Below are 21,103 nucleotides of genomic sequence, written 5' to 3'. Positions count from 1 at the left end.
CGCCGGTCCGTTCGACCTGGAGGAACCCGATGTCCGCCCTCACACGCGCGATCGCCACGACGCGGCGAGTCTCGTCAGCAAGCCTGGTCGTGGCTCTCGGCCTCGTGCTGGTCCTCCCGCCTGCCGCCTCGGCCAGGGTCATCGAGACCTTCGAGAAGACCTACGAAGCAACCGTGTGGGGCGACTTCATCCATGTCGGCAATGCCAACCTGCGCTGCCCGACCGCGCTCGACGGCACCACGGACACGCAAGCGTCGATGGACCGCTGTGATACGTGGACGTCCACCAAGACCGGGTCGTCGACGAACAACAACGTCAACACGATGCAATTTGGTGACGTCGACTCCGATCCGACCACCTACAACTCCAGCACCGCCCAGGTCACGATCCCGCCCGGCGCCACCGTGAAGTACGCGCAACTCAACTGGGGCGGCAGCGCCGCCGGGTCTGGTGCGCCCACCGTCAACCGGTGCCTCAACGGCGTTGACATCACAGAGCTGCCCCCGGACAACGCCACACCCCAGAGCCCGGTGCGGCTCACGGTCGGAGCGGGTGCGACACCGATCGACGTGACCGCTCCCGCCGCCAACTTCGCGGGCCCCGACACCGCTCCGCCGTACATCTACGCCGCCTTCGCGGACGTGACATCGGCGTTCGCGTCGGCGTCCACGGGCACGGCGGTGGACATCACGGTCGGGAACATCTACTCACCCGAGGGACGCGGCTGCTCCGCCGGGTGGTCCCTCGACATCGTGTGGGAGTACCCCGAGATCGAACCGACCCACGCGCCGACGAAGAAGCACGTCTACATCTACAACGGGCTGGTCGCCCAGGACGCCACCCGCACCGACATCACCATCTCGGGTTTCCAGTCGAGCACCGTCGAGAACAGGGTCGGCCTCACCGTCTTCGACGGGGACCCGGTCACCGGTGACTCGTTTCTGATCAACAACCAGCAACAGACCGAGCCCACCAACGGCACCACCAACAACTTCTTCATCTCGCGAACCGAGGGCAGCACGAACCCGAACCTCATGGACAACCTCAGCATCGACGCCAAAACCCTCACCACCGACGACATCCCACCCGGCTCGACCAGCGCCACGCTGTCGTTCACCTCAAGCGGCGACGGCTACTTCCCCACCAACCTGATCTTCGCCGCCGCGCTGGCGGACCTGCTCGTGGAAAAGACGGTCGATCCGCCGGTCGTGCACGAAGGCGACACAGTCACCTTCACCATCACCGTCACCAACGCGTCCGGACTCGCCGTGGACAACATCACGGTCGCCGACGCCTCGACGCCGTCGTGCGACGCCGACGTCGGGACGTTGCAGGGTGGCGAGTCGACGACCTACACCTGCACCACTACTGCTCCCTCGGACGACTTCACCAACGCCGTCATCGCCAACGGCACCGACCAGTTCGGCGAGGAGTTGGCCGGAGCGGACACCGTCGACGTGGACGTGATCCACCCCGCCGTCGAGATCACCAAGACGGTGAGCCCCGCGACAGCCCAGGAAGGCGACCCGGTGACCTACACGATCACGGTCACCAACACCGGCGATGTCGATCTGACCACCGTGCAGGTGTCCGACCCGCAGTTGGCCGTCTGCGACCGGCAATTCCCCACCCTCGCGGTAGCCGCGGTGGAAACCTACACATGCGACTCCACAGCCCCTGCGGCCGACCTGACGAACACCGCCACCGTCACCGGCACCGACCCCCTCGGCCTCCAGGTCACCGACACCGCCAGCGCGACACTCGACGTGGTGACGATGGCGTTCACGATGGCGAAGTCCGCCAGCACCACCAACGCCGCGGCCGGTGAGGTCGTGACCTACACGTTGACCGTGACCAACACCGGCGACACGGCGTTGCAGGGCGTGGTGGTCACCGACGACCTCACCGGCGTCGTCGACGACGCGACCTTCGGGTCCGCGACCACCACCACGGGCACCGCCACCTTCACCACCCCGACCCTCACCTGGACCGGCGACCTCCCGGTGGGTGCCGTCGCGACGATCACCTACACCGTCACCGTCGGCAACCCGCCAGCCGGCGACGGGAACCTGCACAACGTGGTCACCAGCACCTCCTCGGGCGCGCCGGACACCCCGGTCGTCACCGACACGCCCATCGCCTCGTTCACCATCACCAAGACCGTAGACCGCCAATCGGCGCTACCCGGCGACACCGTGACCTACACCGTGACCGTCACCAACACCGGCCAGGTCGCCTACACCGCACCGAACTCCCTCACCGTCACCGACGACCTGACCGGGGTCGTGGACGACGCCACGTTCGGCAACGCGACCGCCACCACCGGGACCGCCACCTTCACCACCCCGACCCTCACCTGGACCGGCGACCTCGCCATCGGAGCCGCCGCGACCATCACCTACACGGTGACCGTGAACGACCCGCCAGGCGGGGACAACCAGCTCGTCAACGCGGTCAGCAGCACCACCTCCGGTGCACCGCAGCAGCCGACCACGACCAACACCCCCATCGCCTCGTTCACCATCACCAAGTCCATCGACAACGAGCTGCCCGCAGCGGGTGACACGGTGACCTACACCGTCACGGTCACCAACACCGGCCAAACCGACTACACCGCACCGAACTCCATCACCATCACCGACGACCTCACCGGCGTCGTGGACGACGCCACCTTCGGCACGGCCACCGCCACCACCGGCACCGCCACCTTCACCAGCCCCACCCTCACCTGGACCGGCGACCTCGCCATCGGAGCCACCGCCACCATCACCTACACCGTGACCGTCAACGACCCGCCAGGCGGGGACACCGAACTGGTCAACGCGGTCACCAGCACCACCAGCGGCGGCCCCGCCCAGCCGGTCGTCACCGACACCCCGATCGGCGCGTTCACCCTCGCCAAGACGATCGACCCGACCAACGCCGCGGCCGGGGACACCGTCACCTACACCGTCACCGTCACCAACACCAGCCAGGCCGACTACACCGGCACCCACGCGATCACCGTCACCGACGACCTCACCGGCGTCGTGGACGACGCCACCTTCGGCACGGCCACCGCCACCACCGGCACCACCACCTTCACCAGCCTCACCCTCACCTGGACCGGCGAACTCCCGGCAGGAGCCACCGCCACCATCACCTACACCGCCACCCTCAACAACCCGCCCACCGGTGACGGAAACCTGCACAACGTCGTCAGCAGCACCACCTCCGGCGCGCCGGACACCCCGGTCACCACCGACACCCCCGTCGCCTCGTTCAGCATCACCAAAACCGTTGACCGCCAATCGGCACAACCCGGCGACACCGTCACCTACACCGTGACCGTCACCAACACCGGCCAGACCGACTACACGACGCCGAACTCCCTCACCGTCACCGACGACCTCAGCGGGGTCCTCGACGACGCCGCCTTCGGCACCGCCACCGCCACCGCCGGCACCGCCACCTTCGCCAGCCCCACCCTCACCTGGACCGGCGACCTCGCCATCGGAGCCACGGCCACGATCACCTACACCGCCACCCTCAACGACCCCTCCACCGGTGACGCCACCCTCCACAACGTCGTCACCAGCACCACACCCGGCGGACCCAGCGGACCCACCACCACCGACACCACCGTCCAGACCCCGACACCGCCGTCCGCACTACCCGACACCGGCCGCCCGTGGTCAACCCTGCTCGTGGCCTGCCTCGCCTTCCTCACAGCCGGGGCCGCCACCCTCACCACCACACGCCTGCTCAAGGCACACCGCTGAACCCCGAAGCCGCCACACCCCGACGGGCCCTTCGCCACTGGAAGCACCACTCACCACACCAGGCGAAGGGTCCGTCACACCGGTCCGCCCCACCTGGAGGATGCCGATGTCCGCTCTCGCACGCGCGATCACCGCGACACGGAGACCGGCGTCGGCATGCCTCGTCGTGGCCCTCGGCCTCGTGCTGGTGATCCCGCCCGTCGCCACGGCCCGGGAGATCGTGCCCTTCGAGAAGACCTACGAACAGGCCGTGTGGGGGGACTTCATCCACGTCGGCAACAGCAACCTGCGGTGCCCGGTCGCCGCCGACGGCACCAGCGACACCCAAACCGCCATGGACCAGTGCGCGACGTGGACCACGACCAAAACCGGCACCGGCATCAGCAACAACAACGTCACGATGCAGTGGGGTGACGTGGACTCCGACCCGGCCACCTACAACTCCAGCACCGCCCAGGCGACGATCCCGCCCGGCGCCACCGTGAGGTACGCGCAACTCAACTGGGGCGGCAACGCCGCCGGATCAGCCGACGTCACGGGCAACGAATGCGTACCCCGCCTGCCGGTCACCGAAAGCCCGCCCGGCGGCGCGACACCCCGAAGCCCCGTGCGGCTCACGGTCGGCGGCGGCGCGTCGATCGGGGTGACCGCACTCGCCGCCGACTTCCACGGACCCGACCCCATCGCGCCGTACCCGTACGCGGCGTTCGCCGACGTGACCCCAGCCTTCGCGTCGGTGCCCACGGGAACACCGGTGGACATCACCGTCGCCGACATCTACGTGCCCGAAGGCCGGGGGTGCGCCGCCGGGTGGTCCATCGACATCGTGTGGGAATACCCCGGCATCGAGCCGACCCACGCTCCCCGACAGAAACGCGTCTACATCTACAACGGACTGATCTTCCAGGACGCCACCCGCACGGACATCACCATCACGGGCTTCAAGGCGAGCGACCCGGAGAACAGGATCGGCCTCACCGCGTTCGACGGCGACGTCGGCACCGGCGACGCGTTCCTGATCAACGACCAGGTCCAGGTCGAGCCCTCGAACAGCACCACCGACAACTACTTCATCTCCCGGACCGAGGGCAGCACGGGCCCGAACCTCATGGACAACCTCAGCATCGACGCCAAGACCCTCACCACGGACGACATCGCGCTCGGTTCGACCAGCGCCACGCTGTCGTTCACGTCGGCCGGCGACGGCTACTTCCCGACGAACCTGGTGTTCTCGGCCGCCTTGGGGAACCTGATCGTCGAGAAGACGGTCGATCAGCCGGTCGTGCACGAAGGCGACACCACCACGTTCACGATCACCGTCACCAACTCTTCCGGCACCACGGTCAACGACATCACCGTCGGCGATGAAATGGCACCGTCCTGCAACGCCGACGTCGGAACCCTGCTAGGCGGCGAGTCAACGACCTACACCTGTACCGCAGCGGCGCCCGCGGACGACTTCACCAACACCGCCACCGTCACCGGCACCGACCAGTTCGGCGACGCGTTGACCGGCACCGACACGGTCGATGTCGATGTCATCCACCCCCGGCTCGACATCACCAAGTCAGTGAACCCCACGACCGCCGAGGAAGGCGACCCCGTCACCTACACCATCACGGTCACCAACACCGGCGACGTCGATCTGACCACCGTGCAGGTGTCCGACCCGCAACTCGCCGCCTGCGACCGGCAATTCCCCACCCTCGCGGTAGCCGCGGTGGAAACCTACACATGCGACTCCACAGCCCCTGCGGCCGACCTGACGAACACCGCCACCGTCACCGGCACCGACCCTCTCGGCCTCCAGGTCACCGACACCGCCAGCGCGACACTCGACGTGGTCCACGTGGCCTTCAGCCTCACCAAAACGGTCAGCACCACCAACGCCGCGGCCGGCGAGGGCGTGACCTACACCGTGACCGCGACCAACACCGGCGACACGGCATTGCAGGGCGTGATGGTCACCGACGACCTCACCGGCGTCCTCGACGACGCCACCTTCGGGTCCGCCACCGCCACCACCGGCACCGCCACCTTCACCACCCCGACCCTCACCTGGACCGGCGACCTCCCCGTGAGCGGCGTTGCGACGATCACCTACACCGTCACCGTCGGCAACCCGCCGGCCGGCGACGGGAACCTGCACAACGTGGTCACCAGCACCACTCCAGGCGCACCCGACGCCCCGGTCACCACCGACACCGCCATCGCCGCGTTCAGCATCACCAAAACCGTCGACCGCCAATCGGCACAACCCGGCGACACCGTCACCTACACCGTGACCGTCACCAACACCGGCCAAACCGACTACACCGCGCCCAACCCCGTCACCATCACCGACGACCTGACCGGCGTCGTGGACAACGCCACCTTCGGGTCCGCCACCGCCACCACCGGCACCGCCACCTACACCGCCCCCACCCTCACCTGGACCGGCGACCTGACCGCCGGCAGCTCGGCCACCATCACCTACACCGCCACGCTCAACACTCCCGCCACCGGCGACACCACCCTCCACAACACCGTCACCAGCACCACACCCGGCGGACCCAGCGAACCCGCCACCACCGACACCACCGTCCAGACCCCCACACCACCCACCGCACTACCTGACACCGGCCGCCCATGGGCATCCCTGCTCGTGGCTTGCATCGCCCTCCTCACAGCCGGCGTCACGGCCCTCACCACCGCACGACTCCCCTGGGCTCGGCTCCTCTGACGACCCGGGCCCGTCCGCCGCGTCATAACCGGATCCGGGCGGGTGTCCGTGCTGCAGCGACACGCGCCCGACTCCCCCGGCGCTCCAAGCCGGACCGCGGGTGCCGTCGGACCTCGATCAAGGAGCCGTCAGCCGTGAACAAGAGCACCTCGCGCCACCGGATCCTCGCCGCGCCCCTGGTCCTGCTCGCCTGCCTGGCGGGCGCCGGCACGGCCCTGGCCGCCCAGCCGTCGGCCCCGCCCCCACCGCAGGCGCTGCGCATCACCATGTCGGACGGCATCACCGAGACATCGGCCGGTGAGCGGATCCCCTACACGCTGTCGATCAGCAACGGGTCCGGCGACCCGGCCACCGGCCTCGCCGTCGGCTTCACCCTCCCGAGAGGCGTCTCGGCGGCCGAGATCAGCGCCGCGGGCACGGTCACCGGCTCCCAGGTCGACTGGACCCTCGACGTCCCCGCGCACCACAGCGTCGACCTGACCCTGGTCGGCGTCGTCGACACCATCCCGGAGGGCATGAACGGCATCGCCGTGTCGGCGTGCGTCGCCGCCGGACCGCGCCAGCCGCCGTTGGTGTGCACCTCGGACATCAACCAGGTCCGCGGCGCCCCGTCCATCCAGGGGTTGACGGCCGCACCCGCTGCCGAATCCAAGTCCTGGACACCTTCCTGGTGGCAGATCGGACTCGCCGTCGCGGCGCTCCTGCTGGTCGTGCTCGCCGTCGTGGTGCTGGTCCACCGTCGCCGCAAGGCAGAGCGCGGCACCAGGCACCGCGCATCCACAGTGGACCGGCGTGCGCGGGATCGGGAGAAGGTCGGCACGTGACCTGTCGGCGCGCGAGCCGGCCGTGAGCGGACGGCCGGCTCGCACCCTTCCAGGTCGCGCCACGTCCGTCATCGGGCGGCCGGATGGCGTGTCAGTGCGGCAGACGGGCCGTCAGAACCGCCCGGTCAAGGGCTCTTCGAGTGCGAGGTGACGAGATGGCTGAACAAGCGCTCCCGCGTGATCCGGCGACAGGTGGTCAACCCGACCCGTCGGGACTCCGGCTGTTGCCGAACCTGGGCCTGGCACGAGCAGCCGCGATGGCCATCGGCGTGATCGCCGGCCTCGACCTGGTCCTGGTGCTCACCTCGACCAAGAACTCCGGCTACCGCGGCGTGTGGAGCCCGGGTTTCGGGTGGTTCGTCGTGGTCCTCGGCGCGTTGGTCTTCCTCGTGTGGTCGTGGCGGGCGCATGCCAACGCCGTCGCCCTCAGCCGCCACCGCCACCGGCGCACACCCCGGTTGGCCGCGGTGTGGGTGGTGCTGGGCTGGATCGTCCCCGTGGTCAGCCTCTGGTTCCCCTACCTGATCATGGCCGACCAGTACCGGTCCAGCGGGCCGCACCGAACCGGGAACGCCCCCGTCGTCGGCGCCTGGTGGATCCTCGACCTCGCCTGGTCCGGCATGCTCCTCTTCTCGCTCTTGTCCGCCTCCGCCCAGTCCAGCGGCCGGTCGCCGCTCCTCGTCGCGATGGTGCTGGTCGAAGTGGTGGACGCCGCCCTGGCGATCCTCATCATCCTGCGCATCGGCAAGTGGCAGGAATCGGCGAGGCACTCGTGACACGACCACCCCGGTGACCGCGTCCGGATCACCCGTTCAGGTGACCACCCGGCGGGCCCGCCGGGTGGTCACCAGCTGCGGATCAGGCACGTGGCGCGGCGTTTCGACCGAGCAGGGCGGGAATCCCCATGTGCGATACTGGCGAACCGACCACCGGGCGGTCCGCACACCCGGGTGGTGACCACCCGGAACGCCGTGGCACCGGCATGAACAGCGCGCGACAGCAGGTTGCCGAACAGCGCCTGGCCACCTGCGAGTGGAAGGACGAGCGGCGATCGACTCCCACACGAGCGGCGGTCCCGCGACGCCCGGCGGTCCGGACGCGGAGGACCCCGCCCCGACCGCGGAACTCCTCCGCAGGTGGGAACGGCTGTCGCGGCAGGCCGGCTGGAGCACCGAGCTGCACTGGCTCGTGCCCGAGGTCGAGCGGGTCGCCGCCGCGGTCGTGGTCGACGCGCCGCTGGACGACCCGGTGTACGACCTCGGCCACCGGCGCGGCGCAGACGGTGCGAACACCGCCGAACTGGAGGCCGACATCCGGGGTTTCACCCTGGCCCTGCGCGAGACCGGTCGGGTGTTCCCGCCCGCGGACGTCCTGCTCGCCCGGGCGAGGCTGGGCATGGACGCCGCCAACGCCGCGGCGATCCTCGAATCGACCTTCGTCGACCCGTACACCGGCCTGGCGTCGCCGCGAGGGCTCGCCGCGACGCTCGCCGCCGACGTCCACGGCAGCCGCCACCACCACCGGGCGCTGTGGATCTGCGCGTGGGCGGGCACCGCCGGCCCGTGGCGCACGATCGCCCGTCACGTGGAGATCGCCGAGTCGGTCCGACCGCTGCTGGGCGCGGCGGACGCGGCGTCGTTCCTCGGCGCAGCCACCATCGCCGTCGTCACCGACGACGCGTCGCGGTACACCGGGTTGCGGGACGCGATCGCCGCGCTGCCCGGCGTGGACGCCACCGACGCGCGACTCCACGAGGTGCCGCGACTGGACACCTGGCAGGACGCGTTCACCTGGCTGCTCCGGGCGAGCCCCGAGCTGGCCACCGCGCTGCTCGCGGACGACGCAGACGCGCGCTGACCCCGATCGGTACCGCCGATCTCGGGGTGACGACGACAAAGCGTGCTCGTGTCCGGGTTGTGGCGAATCAAACCGCCCGATGAGGTGAATACCGTGCCGCGACCGCACAATTGCGGTAAGGATGTCCGCGATGGACAGTGATGTGGACTGTGAATTCTGCGGTGACACGGGCGTCCTGCGGTGGGCGCCCGCCGCCTCCGTGCCGTCCACTCGTGCAGGCAGCGCAGGCCCGTGCCCGTGCGGACGCGTCGGCTGGTGGCGCCTGTCACGGGCTCAGCAGATGGCCGTGCTGGACGCGATCACCGTCGGCGGCACCATCGCGCGGCACACCGGACAAGGCCTGTCCGGCCGCATGTCGTGCGACCTGCACGACGGGGGTTGACCCGCCGGAGTACGAGCCCGTACCGCGATCACCAGCGCCGGGGTCGTTGCGTCGCGCGGATCGCCGCGAGCAGCAGGGAAAGCCGGGGCAGTCGAGGCGCGTCGGCGGCGGGCCTGCTCACCCACCGCACCTCGCCGTGCCGCGAGCGCGTCGGCGGCAGCGGCAGTGTCCGGTCGCGCGACAACAGCTTGGCCCCGAACGGAACCACCGGGTACGGGTCCCCGGGGTCGTCGGCGGCCAGGAACGCCCACAGGACAAGGGTTCCGCACGGCACGGCGACGACCGGGCCCAGGGGCGCGGCCGCCCACAACAGGCTCGCGACCTCACACCCCACACCGGCACGCACCGCCACCGCCCGCATCGTCGCCTGCAGGCGCAACTCCACCGCAGGCGGCCGCACGACCACCGTCCAGTGCAGTTCGTCGGTGTACTCGCGGAACGCGCGGGTCAGAGCGGCTGGACGGTCCGCGGGCGGCCGTGCGACTCCGAGCGGTTGGTGGCTGGACATCGTGATCACCGTGCCTTCCTGCTCGGCGAACCGGCCGTCATCGGTCCCGGACGTCGGCGCGGGCCGGCTCCGGCTGCTCCGGCGGAGTCGGCCGCCACCGGAAGTACCCCCAGAAGGCGAAGGAGAACAACGCGAACGAGACGAACAGGACCGCCGCCGGCAGGATCTTCTCCGCGGAGCTGCCGCGCGGGGTCGCGGGCGAGAGGAAGATGTAGGCGAAACCGACCGCGAGGGTGAACTGCAACGCCGCCCAGCCCGCCCGGCTCCACGTCAGGATGTCCTTGCCGCTCATGAACTTCAGCGGCATCAACGCGAACACCGCCGACTGCACGCAGGTGACGAACAGCGCGCCGAGGCACACCGTGATCGCCAGTAGCGGCACGCTCGCCGGGTCGGCGGCCAACCGCGCGTTGAACGGCGTGCGCAGGAACCACGCCGCGAACCCGACCGACGCCGCCACGGCGTACCCGATCGCCGTGAACTTCCCGTGCAGCACCGCGTCCTTCCGGTCGAGGTCCAGGTAGGCCATCCCGACCAGGGTTCCGTAGATGTAACCGGGTTGCAGCTCGGCGATCCACGTGAGCAGGGCGAAAGCGAGGGCGATGACGAACCCGCCGGGGTAGAGGCGGACCGTTCGCTGATAACCCGTCCGGGACCGCATGTGCAGCCACATCGGCATTTCCACCAGCATGCTCGCGACCAGCGACGCCACGGCGCCGGCCAGCAGCACGACGAGCGTCTGCGCGCCGAATCCCAGACCCGGCCGGGCGAGCGTGGAGATCGTCGCGCTAGCGAGGATCCCCAACGCCAGGCGGGCCCATCCCGGCAGGGCGATGCGCTTGCGCCGCCGCCAAGCGGCGCCGAACCGCATGATCCGGTTGTAGTTGGAGGTGAACGTGCCGTTGAAGATCGCCCCCGGGAAGCCGATGAGCACGGCAGCGGCGGCGACCAGGCCGAGGCTGTAGGCGCCGTCGCTCCACGTGAGCCTGATCTCCGCCGGATCGGGCACGGAGGCCACGTAGGGCACCTTCGCCAGGTCCACCGGCGGTTCCGGCACGATCGGCGCCTGGAACGCCGGTGACGACGCGGCGGGTGGGTTCGGGGGCGGCGCTGTCGGCCTCGCGACGACGATCGACGTCAGGCGTACCCGGTCGGTGGTCGTGGGCGGCGGGGACGTCGGGACCGGCGGGGTCGTGGGCTCGACCGGTCCCGCCGTGGTGGTCGGCGGGAGCGGGACGGCGGTCGGTGCCGGCGGTGGCACGGCAGGCGGCACCGGGACGGGCGGCACCGGGACGGGCGGCGGGACGGGCGACAGCGGGGCCGGCGCGGTCGTGACCCGCGATGTCGTGGCGGGTACCGGCCGCCTGCTCGTCGTCACGCTCGTGGGCCTGGTGGTGGACGAGGTCGTCGTCGTAGCCGTCGTGGAAGGCGTCGTCGTGGAAGGCGTCGTCGTGGAAGGCGTCGTCGTGGAACCGCTGGTGCTCGACGTCGTGGTGCTTGTCGGTCCGGTCGCTGTGGTCGCTGTCGTGGTCGTGGTGACATCCGTCGTGCTCGTCGGCGGGCCGGTGTGCGTGGGAGGGCCCGTGTGCGTCGGGGGCCCGGTGTGCGTGGGAGGGCCGGTGTGCGTGGGCGGTTCGGGCGTTGTGGGCGCTTCCGCGGCTGCACGCGGGCCGATCGTCGGCCGGCCGGGGGACGAGCCCGGTGTGACATCGGCCCCCGCCAGCACCACGGCGAGGACCGCGACGGCGACGGCGACGACCGCGGCGGCGGCGTGGACGACACCGCGGTAGACCTGCGACTGCCCGGGATGCGGGTCGCCGGACGCCGCACCATCACCCTTCGGGTTCGGCACGTCACGCAATGCGGTCACGCGCAGTCCACGACCGCCGCGACCCGCAACGCACGGGGTAAGCCTCCATGTCGCACTGACAAGGCGCATGCCGACGCGATTACGGCGGTGCGACGAATCGCCTCGCGAGCGGTCCACTGCGGACACTCCGACGGCTGCCTGCGCCGTCAGGCTTCCGGGTGAATCCGTGTCATGACGAGCCCGGAGGCGTAGTCTCCACAGCACACTCAAGCCCCGACGAACGCCGACCTCCACCGCGCCCGTCGGACGAACCGGAGCTGCCGGACGGCGGAAGGTGCGAGCATGCGGGCAGGTCCCACCAGCGGTCCCGATGTGCCGTAGGAAGGCGGGCAGGTCCCGGGCGGAGGCATTCGCCCGGCGGCTGCTCGACGAGCTGCTGAAGTCCACCGAACTGGCCGTCGCGTTCGACCGGTTGCCGCCCCGCTGGCAGTTCGTCCTCATCCAGGTCGAGGTCCACGGGATGGGGCCGGCCGCGCTCGGCCGCGTCCTGTCCATGGCGCCACGAGCCGCCACCGCCCTGATCTACCGCGCCAACGAAGGTCTTCGCCTCGCGTACCTGCAGGAGCTCGAAAAGCCCGTCGATGCGGTGTGCGCGAGGTTTCGCCGCGCACTCGGCGCGCAGGCACGCGACGCCCTCCACGCCGACGAACAGGCCCTGCTCACGTCCCACCTGACGACGTGCGCCGAATGCGCCCGAGCCGCCGAGGCGGTGTCCCGCGTCGCCTCGGGCATCGGGTCCGTCGCGCGGTCCGCCGGCACCACCACGCGGTGGGGCTTCCGGCGGACCCGGCCGACGGGCCGGTCGGCGGACACCCCGTCCTGACCGGGACACCTCCCGCGCACGCCCCGTCCCGACCGGACACCCCGCGCGAACGTCCCCAGTGGACCGCTGACGGGGCCGTCCGTGAAGGATCACGAATTCACCGAAGCCGCCGTCCCGCCACCGTCCCACGCCGGGCCACCCAGCGGACCCGGCGATGGGGCACGCGCCGCGAAAGATCGGCCGGCCCGCCGAGCCCACACGTCGCAACCGGGGTTCGGCCACCGGTGCACCGGCTTCAGCCGACCAGCCGACCAGCGGAAACCGGCGGCGTCGCCCCGCGTGCCGACCGGTGGTCGAGGGTGGCACGCCAGGTTTAGCGTCACGCCGCCCCACCCGTGCGCCGTGTGCGGGTGTGCCGGTCGACGGACCGGTTCGACATCAACCTCATGGGGAACCACATGGATCGCCGAGCTTTTCTCCGTGCCGCCGGGGTGACCGGCTCGACCCTCGCGCTGGCCGCCGCCCTCCCCGGGCGGGCGGGCGCGGCCGGGACGCACTTCCCGCACGGCGTCGCCTCCGGAGACCCGCTGCCCGACGGGATCCTGTTGTGGACCCGCGTCACGCCGACCGCCGACGCGCTGCCCGGGTCCGGGACGGGACCGGACGTGGAGGTGGCCTACGACGTGGCCGAGGACGCCGACTTCCGCCGGATCGTGGTCACCGGCACCGCGACCACGGGCGCGTACCGCGACCACACCGTCAAGGTGGACGTCCGCGGGCTCCTCCCGGACCGGCACTACTGGTACCGGTTCCGCTTCGACCGCAACCCCTCCCCGTTGGGGCGCACCCGCACCGCGCCCGCGCCGCGGGCCGTGCCGGCCGTCCTGCGCTTCGGGATCGCCAGTTGCGCGAACCTCGAAGGCGGCTACTTCTCGGCCTACCGCCACCTCGCCGACCGCGGCGCCGACCTGTCGGCCGTGATCCACCTCGGCGACTACCTCTACGAGTACGGCAGCGGCGAGTACGGGCCGGGCCCGGCGATCGGCCGCGTGCACGAACCCGTCCACGCGATCCGGACCCTGGCCGACTACCGGATGCGCCACGCCCAGTACAAACGCGACCCCGACCTCCAGCGGCTGCACGGCCTGGTGCCGTTCATCGCCACCTGGGACGACCACGAGACCGCCGACGACTCCTGGTCGGGCGGCTCCAAGGACAGCGACCCGCGGGAGTTCCCCGCCCGCGCCGCCGCCGCCCGCCAGGCCTACGCCGAGTGGATGCCGGTGCGCGGGCCGTGGGCCGACCACCTCTACCGGCGGCTGTCGTTCGGCGGCCTGCTCGACCTGTCCATGTTGGACCTGCGTTCCCACCGCTCGAAGCAGCCGCTCCCGGGCGCGGCGACACCGCCCGGGCACACGATCACCGGGCCGGAGCAGATGGCCTGGCTCAAAGCCGGGCTCACCGACACCGACGCCCGCTGGAAGCTCGTGGGCAACCCGGTGATGATCTCGCCGCTGATCGCACCGCGGCTGCCCGCCTCGCTCACGGCCACGTTGGGCGCCACCCTGCCGCTGTCCTCCGGCGGTGACGCGGTCAACACCGACCAATGGGACGGCTACGCACGCGACCGCGACGACCTGTTACGCCACCTCGTGGACACCAAAACCGACAACACCGTCTTCCTCACCGGCGACCTGCACACGTCCTGGGCCGGCAAGGTGCCGCTCAGCTACGCCGACTACCCCGACACGCCGCTGCCCGCGACCGAGTTCACCTGCCCGTCGGTGACCTCCGACAGCGTCGCCGACACGGCCGGCCCGCTGCTGACCCGGATCGCCGAGCGCGCCATCCGCGCCAAGAACCCGCACTTCGACTACGTGGACCTGACCGCCCACGGCTACTGCACCCTCGACGTCACGCCCGAGGGCCTCGAATGCGGCTGGCACCACATCTCCGACCGGCGCCGGCCCGACGCGGACGTCCGCCGCGCCATGACGCTGCGGCAGGAACACCGCCCGACGCGATGAGCCCGGCGAGCGGCCCTCTTCCGACCACGGGAACCACCTTGGACCACTTCGACAACGTCCTCGCCGAACTCTGCGCCCAGCGCCGGCACCGGCCGTGCTGCGCGCGCGTCCACGTCTCCTCGGTGATCCGGTTCGCCGGCCGGCACGTGGGCCCGGGGCACGGCGTCGGCGCGATCGTCGACCTCGACCGGCCGGACCTGGCCCGGTGGGTCGAGGCCAACAGCGACATCCTGCACCAGCGGCGGCGGTCCACGCGCCACGTCGTCCACCAGGACCCGGCCGGGCGGCAGCGGTACCGGGTGCCGTTCCACCAAGCACCGGCGGCGCCCGGCGCGCCGTCGCTGGACCGGGTGTTCCTCGACAACCCGCTGCGGTGGCAGGCCGGCGGTCCGTGCTGCACCCGCGCGCTGTGGCGGGCCGCGCTGCTGTGCCGGGGACGGCGCCGCCGGCAGGGCAGCGGCGGTGCGATCGAGGTGTGGTGCCCGGACGGTCCCGCCTGCGGTGCGCTGGTCTCCGCCGGCGCCATGATGGGCGTCGGCGTCCGACGCCGGCAGGAACGGCACGGCCAGTTCGTGGTCGTGCACCGCACCGCCCAGGTCGTCGAACTCCTGCTCCAGCTCGGCGCGTACCGCGCGGCGGAGGACTGGCCCGCCGTGGTGCCGCCGCAGGTCGAGGAGAACTCGATCGCGCGGTTCAACCAGGCGCGGGCCCGCGACCGTTCCCGCGCGCTGCACCACAAGCTGCACCGGGCGTTGGACATCCTCGGCGCCGACGCGCCGGCGGAGCTCGTGGCCACCGCCCGACACCGCCTGGCGCACCCCGACATGTCGCTGGACGCGCTGGCCCGGCGGGCCCGGCCACCGCGGTCCGCCAGCACGCTGTCCCGGCGGCTGCGCCGGCTGATCCTCCTCGCGGACCAGCACGCCCGCCGCCACGGCGTGGCCGACACCGACGGCGACCTGAGCCACACCCTCCCACCGACGACACCCGACCGCGGCGGGCGTCCCTGACCCCGGCTGGCCGCGCCGCACGTCATCGCGAGACCGGCTGGGCTGTCCCCTCGTCGGGTCGAAGCGCCCCGCCGAAACGACGGCACCGGCGCGAACAGCGGCCGTTCGTCGAAGGGACATGCCGATGCCGACCACCGAGGAGGTCCGACTCGAACTGACCAGGCGGCCGATCCTGACCGAGTGCTGCCGCCGGTCGGAGGCGACCGGCATGCTGTGGTTCGGCGGCGCCACCGAGGTCACCCGGCCACCCACGAGGTGCGTCGACTTCGACCACCTGTGGCTGGCGCACCGCCTGCTCACCCTCGTGGACGGGCTGGCGCACCCGGACCTGGCGGTCGACGAGACCCCCGGAGGGCGGCGCTACCGGGTGCGGGTTCCGCTCCCCGACACCCACACCGCCGACCTCTCCCCACCACCCGGCGCATTCCCCCTGCCCGGCGTGTGGGCGGTCGGATCCAGCCGGTGCGACGCGCGGTCCCTGTGGCGCGGAGCGTTCCTCACCGGGGGCCGCATCCGCGTCACGGGAACGACCATCGTGGTGGACGTGCGGTGCCCGGACCTCGCAGCCGTGCGCGTGCTGCGCCGGTCCGCCCGCCGGCTCGGCGTCCGGTGCCACTACGACGCCGAGCCGGGGTGGCCCGCGGTCACGGTGCGCGAGCCCCACGACGTGCGGGGGCTGTTGGAGGCGATGGGCGCCGAGCAGGCGTTCTCGACGACACGACACGGTGCGGCCACCCGGCCACGACAGCGCGGACACGCGACGGGAACCGAACGGTGTGCTGTCACACCCCTGACGGGTCGGCGACCGTGATCGCGGAGCCACCCCGACGCGGGTTCACCGGTCGGCGGCACGTGGTGGCCCTCGTGGTCGGGCTGTTCACGCTGCTCCTGGCAGGGCTGGTCGCGCTGTCCACCGACGCCGACCACTCGGCCGGGACGAGCACACGCGCCACCTCGACCACCGAGGCCACGCCCGGTGGCGACACCGCGCTCGCGGGCGACCCGGCGGCCGCGGCCGTGGTCCACGACCTCGCCCACGCACGGCCACCGGCCGCGGGGAACGCGGTACGGGCACAGCCCGCCACCACGGCCGCACCCACGTGGTCCATAGTGATCACCACCCGCGCGCCGCCCGCCGCCCGCGCCCCCGCCTCGCCCGCGCAGTCCAGCACACCCGCCCCCGCCGTCGCGGCGTACGTCAAGTCGGTGCCGCGACCGGGCGACATCGAGTTCACGTGGGTGGCCACCGGCTACAGCGTCGGCTTCGTGGCGACCGGCGCGGTCGTCCTCGGCTTCCCCGGCGCGCTGTTCAACTCGACCTTCACCGCCAACTACGCCCGCATCATGCGGTTCCTGCCCCGGCGGCGACGGCGACGCCGAGGCTCGCCCAACTGGCTGCGCCTGTCCTTCGGCGTCGCGCTGGCGGCCGTCGTCAACACCGCCGCCGGATCGGCCCTGACCTTCTCCAAGTACACGCTGTTCGCGCTGGGGGCCACGGCCGTCGCCTCGCTGATCACCAGCCTCATCGGCGAGATCCCGGCCTGGTGGCGCAGCCGCCGGGCCACGGGGAAGAAGTCCAAGGTCGTGCTGTACGGCGGCGGCATCGCCATCACCTGCATGTTCGCCCTGCTCACCTTGCTGGCGAAGCTCCAGCCGCCATACGTGTACGGCTCCGTCGTCGGCATCTCGCACAACAAAGCGGGGCGCAAGGACCCGCGGCGGGACGGGCGCATCATCGCGATCGGGTTCACGCTGCTGGTCCTCGCCGGCGGGGCGGCCTGGTTCGGCCGCGAACCGGTCCTCGACGCACTGGAAGCCGACCCGGACAACGACCTGCTGGTCCTGACCGCCATGACCCTCGGCGCGATCTTCGTGACCGGTGTGCAGTCGACGGTCTTCGCACTCCTGCCCCTGACCTTCCTCAAAGGACGCGAGGTCCGGGCGTGGAGCCGGTTCATCTGGTTCGTGCTGCAGGTCACGGTGGCGCTGGCGTTCGTCTACGTCTTCCTGTCCCCCGCGAACCGGCGCGTCACCACCGCGACGAGCATCGGCCCGTCCTTGACGCTGTTCATCGCGTTCGGGCTGTTCTCAGTGCTGTTCTGGGGCTACTTCAAGCTCCGCCCCACGGCCAAGCGGAAACCGGCACCGGCCTCGCGGACCACCCGAACGCGGTCCGCCGACCGATGAGCCGTTCCGGCCGCCCGACCAGACCCCGTGGAGTGATCATGGCGCGCACCAGGGTGTACCGGGGCGGGGTCCTCATGACCGAGGACATCCCCGCCGAGGACATCTCCGAACACCTGCTGCACCCCGAAGCCACCGTGTGGCTGGACATGTGCGCTCCCGACGCCGACGACCTGGAGACGGTCCGCGACGAACTCGGGCTGCACCAGCTCGCGATCGAGGACGCCGTGCACGTGCACCAGCGGGCCAAGATAGACCGGTACTCCACCCACTCGTTCGTGACCACCTACCTGGTGCGGTTCGACCCCGCGACGGGGATGCTGACCACCTCCGAGGTGTCGATGTTCGTGACCGCGCAGGCGCTGGTCACCATCCGCGCGGACGAACACCTGGACATGGCCGAGGTCGTGGAGCGCTGGGACTCCTCCGACATGGGCGAGTCCGGGGTGGGTTACCTGCTGCACGGCGTCCTCGACTACGTCGTCGACGGCTACTTCGAGGCGGTGCGGGAGCTCGACGAGCAGATCGAGGCCCTGGAAGACCTGATCTTCATGGAGAACGTGGACCCCGCCGACGTGCAGCGGCGCTCGTTGCACCTGCGCAAGAGCCTGGTGGTGCTGCGCCGGGTGGTGCTGCCGATGCGCGAGGTCGTGAACACGCTGATGCGCCGCGACCTCCACTACGTGGACGAGGAACTCCTGCCCTACTACCACGACGTCTACGACCACATCCTCCGCGCGTCGGAGTGGACCGAGTCGCTGCGGGACCTCGTCGCGACCATCCGCGAGACCCAGCTCAACCTCCAGGGCAACCGGCTCAACACCATCATGAAGCAGGTGACGAGCTGGGCGGCGATCATCGCCGTGCCCACCGCCATCACCGGGTTCTACGGGCAGAACATCCCGTTCCCCGGTTTCGACCACCCGTTCGGCTTCTGGCTGTCCAGCGCGCTCATCGTCGTGCTGGCCGTCGTGCTGTTCCGGCTGTTCAAACGCCGCGACTGGTTGTAGCCGCCGACCGCGCGTCATCCCCGGCGGCCCCGCGCTGTCCACTCCGCAGTCGCTCGCCCAGGTACGCCGCGCTCGATCGAACGCGACCCCGACACCGGAGGCGCCACCCATGGACATCTCAGCCTTCACCGGCCCGGAGCCACCGCCCGCGCCGGACACGACGCTCGCGCTGCTCGGCGACCGCGTCTTCGCCTCGCTGCCCTGGCTTCGGTGGTGGATGTTCCTGCTGCTCCTGCTCGCGGTCCTCGCCGTGGCGCTGTGGGTGGCCTGGCGAGGGCCGCGCCGCCGCACGCGCGAGGCGACCGCGCGGAAGACGGCCCGGCGCAAGCCGTCAGCGGGGTCCCGTTGACCCGGGTCGCGCTCCGCTGACCACGTCGCGAGGCAAGGAACGGTGGCATGGTGCACCGAGGATTCACGGGTGTGGCCGGGCTGGTGCTGTCCGCCGCGCTGCTGTCGGCCGGCGGCGCGTTCGCGGCCCCGCACCCCGGCAGCACCGCGCTCGTCCAGCCACCGCCGGACCAGACCACGGCCGCCGCCGGGCAGACCCTCACCGTCGTCGTCACCATCGTCAACACCGACTCGGTGCCGCTGCTGGGCGCCGACTACCGCGAAGACCTCAGCGACGTCCTCGACGACGCCGAGTTCGACACCGTGCACGCCGACATCGGGACCGCGACCTTCACCCCGCCCACCCTGTCGTGGACCGGGGACCTGCAACCCGAGCAGCGGGCCACGATCACCTTCGCGGTCAGCGTCGACCACCCGGGCACCGGCAACCACCGGCTCGCGCTCGCGGAGCGGTCCTCCTCGCCGGGGACCACGGCCGGCGACGGCCCCGGCGAAATCCTGATCACCGCGCTCGCCATGACCAAGACCACCGACAAGACCCAGGCCCACGTCGGCGACGAGGTCGTCGTCTCGATCGCGGTCGTCAACACGGGCAGCACCCCGGTGACCGCGGCGACCTTCACCGAGGACCTGACCGGAGTGCTGGACGACGCCGTGTTCGGCGCGGTCACCGCCGACGTCGGGGCCGCGAGCTTCACCTCGCCGGTGCTGACCTGGACCGGGGACCTCGCCCCACGGCAACAGGCCTCCATCACCTACACCGTCACGGCCGGCGACCGGGGCGACCAGGCGATCACCAGCACCCTGACGACCACGACCCCCGGCGGCCCCGACACGCCGATCACCGCCACCACGGCCGTCCTCGCGGAACTGCCGGTGACCGGTCCGGCCCTGCCCCTCGGCATCCCCGCGGTCGCCCTGCTCATCGGAGCCGGTCTCGCCGCGCTGTCGCGGCACCCGCGCCGTCATCCGGCCCAGTCGCCCTAGGGAGGTCCCGATGGACAGGGAAACCCGCGACACGCGGCTCCGCGCCGTGCCACCGACCGACCCGCGGCACGTCGTCCAGGAGGCCGCCCTGCTCGTCGCGGTGGCCCTCCTGCTGTTCCTCGGCTACCAGGACTGGGGCAAGGCCGCGACCATCGGCGACCGGCAGTCCGCGCTGGACCGCGAACTCCGGGCCCGGTGGGACGGCTCCGCCACAGCCGGGGCGGCGCTGCCCGGCCGACTGCACATCCCCGCCCTGGAGCTGCGCCTGGTGGTCGTCGAAGGCGTCGATCGAGCCGACCTGGACCACGCTCCCGGCCACTACCCGCGCTCAGCCGCCCCGGGCGAGCGCGGCAACACCGCGATCGCCGGGAACCGCACGAAGGGCCTGTTCCGCGACCTCGACGAGCTGCGCACCGGCGACCCGATGGTCTTCGAGACGGCGACCGAGTGGCTGGTCTACGCGGTGCACGAGGTCCGCATCGCGCACCGCGCCGACGCGGACGCCCTCGCGCCCGTGCCGGACCTCCCGGGGGAGATCCCGAAGACCTCGGTGCTGACCCTGACCACCAGCGCCCCCAAGCGCGACCCGGAACACCGCACCGTCGTGCACGGCGCCCTGGTCGAGAAGCGGAGCAAGACCGAAGGCCCTCCCGCCCAGTTGGACAGGTGATCGCATGTTCGCGTGGCTGTGGCACCACCTACCCGGCCCGCGCCCGGTACGGGCGGCGCAGATCGCCGTGCTGGTCGCCGCCTTCTACGCGCTGCTGTGGTTCGGCGTCTTCCCGCTCCTGGACCAGGTGACGGCGGGCACCGTCCCCACCCTCGACATCGACTGAACCACAGGCGGTCG

Annotated in this window: 19 protein-coding genes; 17 read left to right on the top strand and 2 right to left on the bottom strand. The window is 71.4% G+C overall.

Annotation, left to right across the window (positions count from 1 at the left end; all coding sequences use genetic code 11):
* The first annotated feature begins 29 nt into the window (after positions 1-29).
* From AB0A74_RS01150 to AB0A74_RS01125, 6 genes are all read left to right on the top strand, one after another.
* Positions 30-3,761, top strand: a complete 3,732-nt coding sequence (locus AB0A74_RS01150; RefSeq protein ID WP_358246860.1) for a hypothetical protein — start codon at positions 30-32, stop codon at positions 3,759-3,761.
* Between the two features lie 166 nt (positions 3,762-3,927).
* Positions 3,928-6,483 carry a hypothetical protein gene (locus AB0A74_RS01145; RefSeq protein WP_358246859.1) on the top strand — a complete coding sequence of 852 codons (2,556 nt, stop codon included), beginning with the start codon at positions 3,928-3,930 and terminating at the stop codon, positions 6,481-6,483.
* 134 nt (positions 6,484-6,617) lie between these two features.
* Complete coding sequence (locus tag AB0A74_RS01140; protein ID WP_358246858.1) at positions 6,618-7,307, top strand: hypothetical protein; 690 nt, start codon at positions 6,618-6,620, stop codon at positions 7,305-7,307.
* A gap of 155 nt (positions 7,308-7,462) precedes the next feature.
* Positions 7,463-8,083: a DUF4328 domain-containing protein gene (locus tag AB0A74_RS01135; RefSeq protein ID WP_358246857.1), complete on the top strand. Its 621-nt coding sequence runs from the start codon at positions 7,463-7,465 to the stop codon at positions 8,081-8,083.
* 256 nt (positions 8,084-8,339) lie between these two features.
* Positions 8,340-9,164, top strand: coding sequence for a hypothetical protein (locus AB0A74_RS01130; protein WP_358246856.1), 825 nt, complete (start codon positions 8,340-8,342; stop codon positions 9,162-9,164).
* Positions 9,165-9,294: 130 nt separating this feature from the next.
* Positions 9,295-9,546: a hypothetical protein gene (locus AB0A74_RS01125; RefSeq protein WP_358246855.1), complete on the top strand. Its 252-nt coding sequence runs from the start codon at positions 9,295-9,297 to the stop codon at positions 9,544-9,546.
* A gap of 28 nt (positions 9,547-9,574) precedes the next feature.
* Here the strand turns inward: AB0A74_RS01125 and AB0A74_RS01120 are convergent, their stop codons facing one another.
* Together AB0A74_RS01120 and AB0A74_RS01115 are read right to left on the bottom strand one after the other, a co-directional pair.
* The gene (locus AB0A74_RS01120; protein WP_358246854.1) at positions 9,575-10,054 is read right to left on the bottom strand and encodes a hypothetical protein; all 480 of its coding nucleotides are present in this window, start codon (positions 10,052-10,054) and stop codon (positions 9,575-9,577) included.
* 37 nt (positions 10,055-10,091) lie between these two features.
* Positions 10,092-11,111, bottom strand: coding sequence for an FGLLP motif-containing membrane protein (locus AB0A74_RS01115; RefSeq protein WP_358246853.1), 1,020 nt, complete (start codon positions 11,109-11,111; stop codon positions 10,092-10,094).
* A 103-nt stretch (positions 11,112-11,214) separates the two neighbouring features.
* Between AB0A74_RS01115 and AB0A74_RS01110 the strand changes: the two genes are divergently transcribed.
* From AB0A74_RS01110 to AB0A74_RS01060, 11 genes are all read left to right on the top strand, one after another.
* A complete protein-coding gene (locus AB0A74_RS01110; RefSeq protein WP_358246852.1) occupies positions 11,215-11,844 on the top strand; it encodes a hypothetical protein in 630 nt (209 codons plus the stop codon).
* 390 nt (positions 11,845-12,234) lie between these two features.
* Complete coding sequence (locus tag AB0A74_RS01105; RefSeq protein WP_358246851.1) at positions 12,235-12,747, top strand: hypothetical protein; 513 nt, start codon at positions 12,235-12,237, stop codon at positions 12,745-12,747.
* Positions 12,748-13,145: 398 nt separating this feature from the next.
* Entirely contained in the window at positions 13,146-14,714 is a 1,569-nt protein-coding gene (locus tag AB0A74_RS01100; RefSeq protein WP_358246850.1) for an alkaline phosphatase D family protein, read from the top strand.
* A gap of 38 nt (positions 14,715-14,752) precedes the next feature.
* Positions 14,753-15,724, top strand: a complete 972-nt coding sequence (gene whiA / locus AB0A74_RS01095; RefSeq protein ID WP_358246849.1) for a DNA-binding protein WhiA — start codon at positions 14,753-14,755, stop codon at positions 15,722-15,724.
* A gap of 124 nt (positions 15,725-15,848) precedes the next feature.
* A complete protein-coding gene (locus tag AB0A74_RS01090) occupies positions 15,849-16,535 on the top strand; it encodes a hypothetical protein (RefSeq protein WP_358246848.1) in 687 nt (228 codons plus the stop codon).
* Positions 16,532-17,911 (top strand): FGLLP motif-containing membrane protein, encoded by a 1,380-nt coding sequence (locus AB0A74_RS01085; RefSeq protein WP_358246847.1) that lies wholly within the window; start codon positions 16,532-16,534, stop codon positions 17,909-17,911. The genes AB0A74_RS01090 and AB0A74_RS01085 overlap by 4 nt, the downstream gene beginning before the upstream one ends.
* Positions 17,912-17,949: 38 nt before the next feature.
* Complete coding sequence (locus AB0A74_RS01080) at positions 17,950-18,918, top strand: magnesium transporter CorA family protein (protein ID WP_358246846.1); 969 nt, start codon at positions 17,950-17,952, stop codon at positions 18,916-18,918.
* 109 nt (positions 18,919-19,027) lie between these two features.
* Complete coding sequence (locus AB0A74_RS01075) at positions 19,028-19,267, top strand: hypothetical protein (protein ID WP_358246845.1); 240 nt, start codon at positions 19,028-19,030, stop codon at positions 19,265-19,267.
* 47 nt (positions 19,268-19,314) lie between these two features.
* The gene (locus tag AB0A74_RS01070) at positions 19,315-20,253 is read left to right on the top strand and encodes a hypothetical protein (RefSeq protein WP_358246844.1); all 939 of its coding nucleotides are present in this window, start codon (positions 19,315-19,317) and stop codon (positions 20,251-20,253) included.
* A 10-nt stretch (positions 20,254-20,263) separates the two neighbouring features.
* A complete protein-coding gene (locus AB0A74_RS01065; protein WP_358246843.1) occupies positions 20,264-20,923 on the top strand; it encodes a sortase in 660 nt (219 codons plus the stop codon).
* A 4-nt stretch (positions 20,924-20,927) separates the two neighbouring features.
* On the top strand, positions 20,928-21,089 hold the full coding sequence (locus AB0A74_RS01060) for a hypothetical protein (RefSeq protein ID WP_358246842.1): 162 nt from the start codon (positions 20,928-20,930) through the stop codon (positions 21,087-21,089).
* Positions 21,090-21,103: the final 14 nt, after the last annotated feature.

The organism is Saccharothrix sp. NPDC042600, assembly GCF_040647305.1.
Classification (GTDB): domain Bacteria; phylum Actinomycetota; class Actinomycetes; order Mycobacteriales; family Pseudonocardiaceae; genus Actinosynnema; species Actinosynnema mutabilis.
Note: the sequence above shows the minus strand (reverse complement) of the source record. Positions and strands in the feature narration are given on the sequence as shown.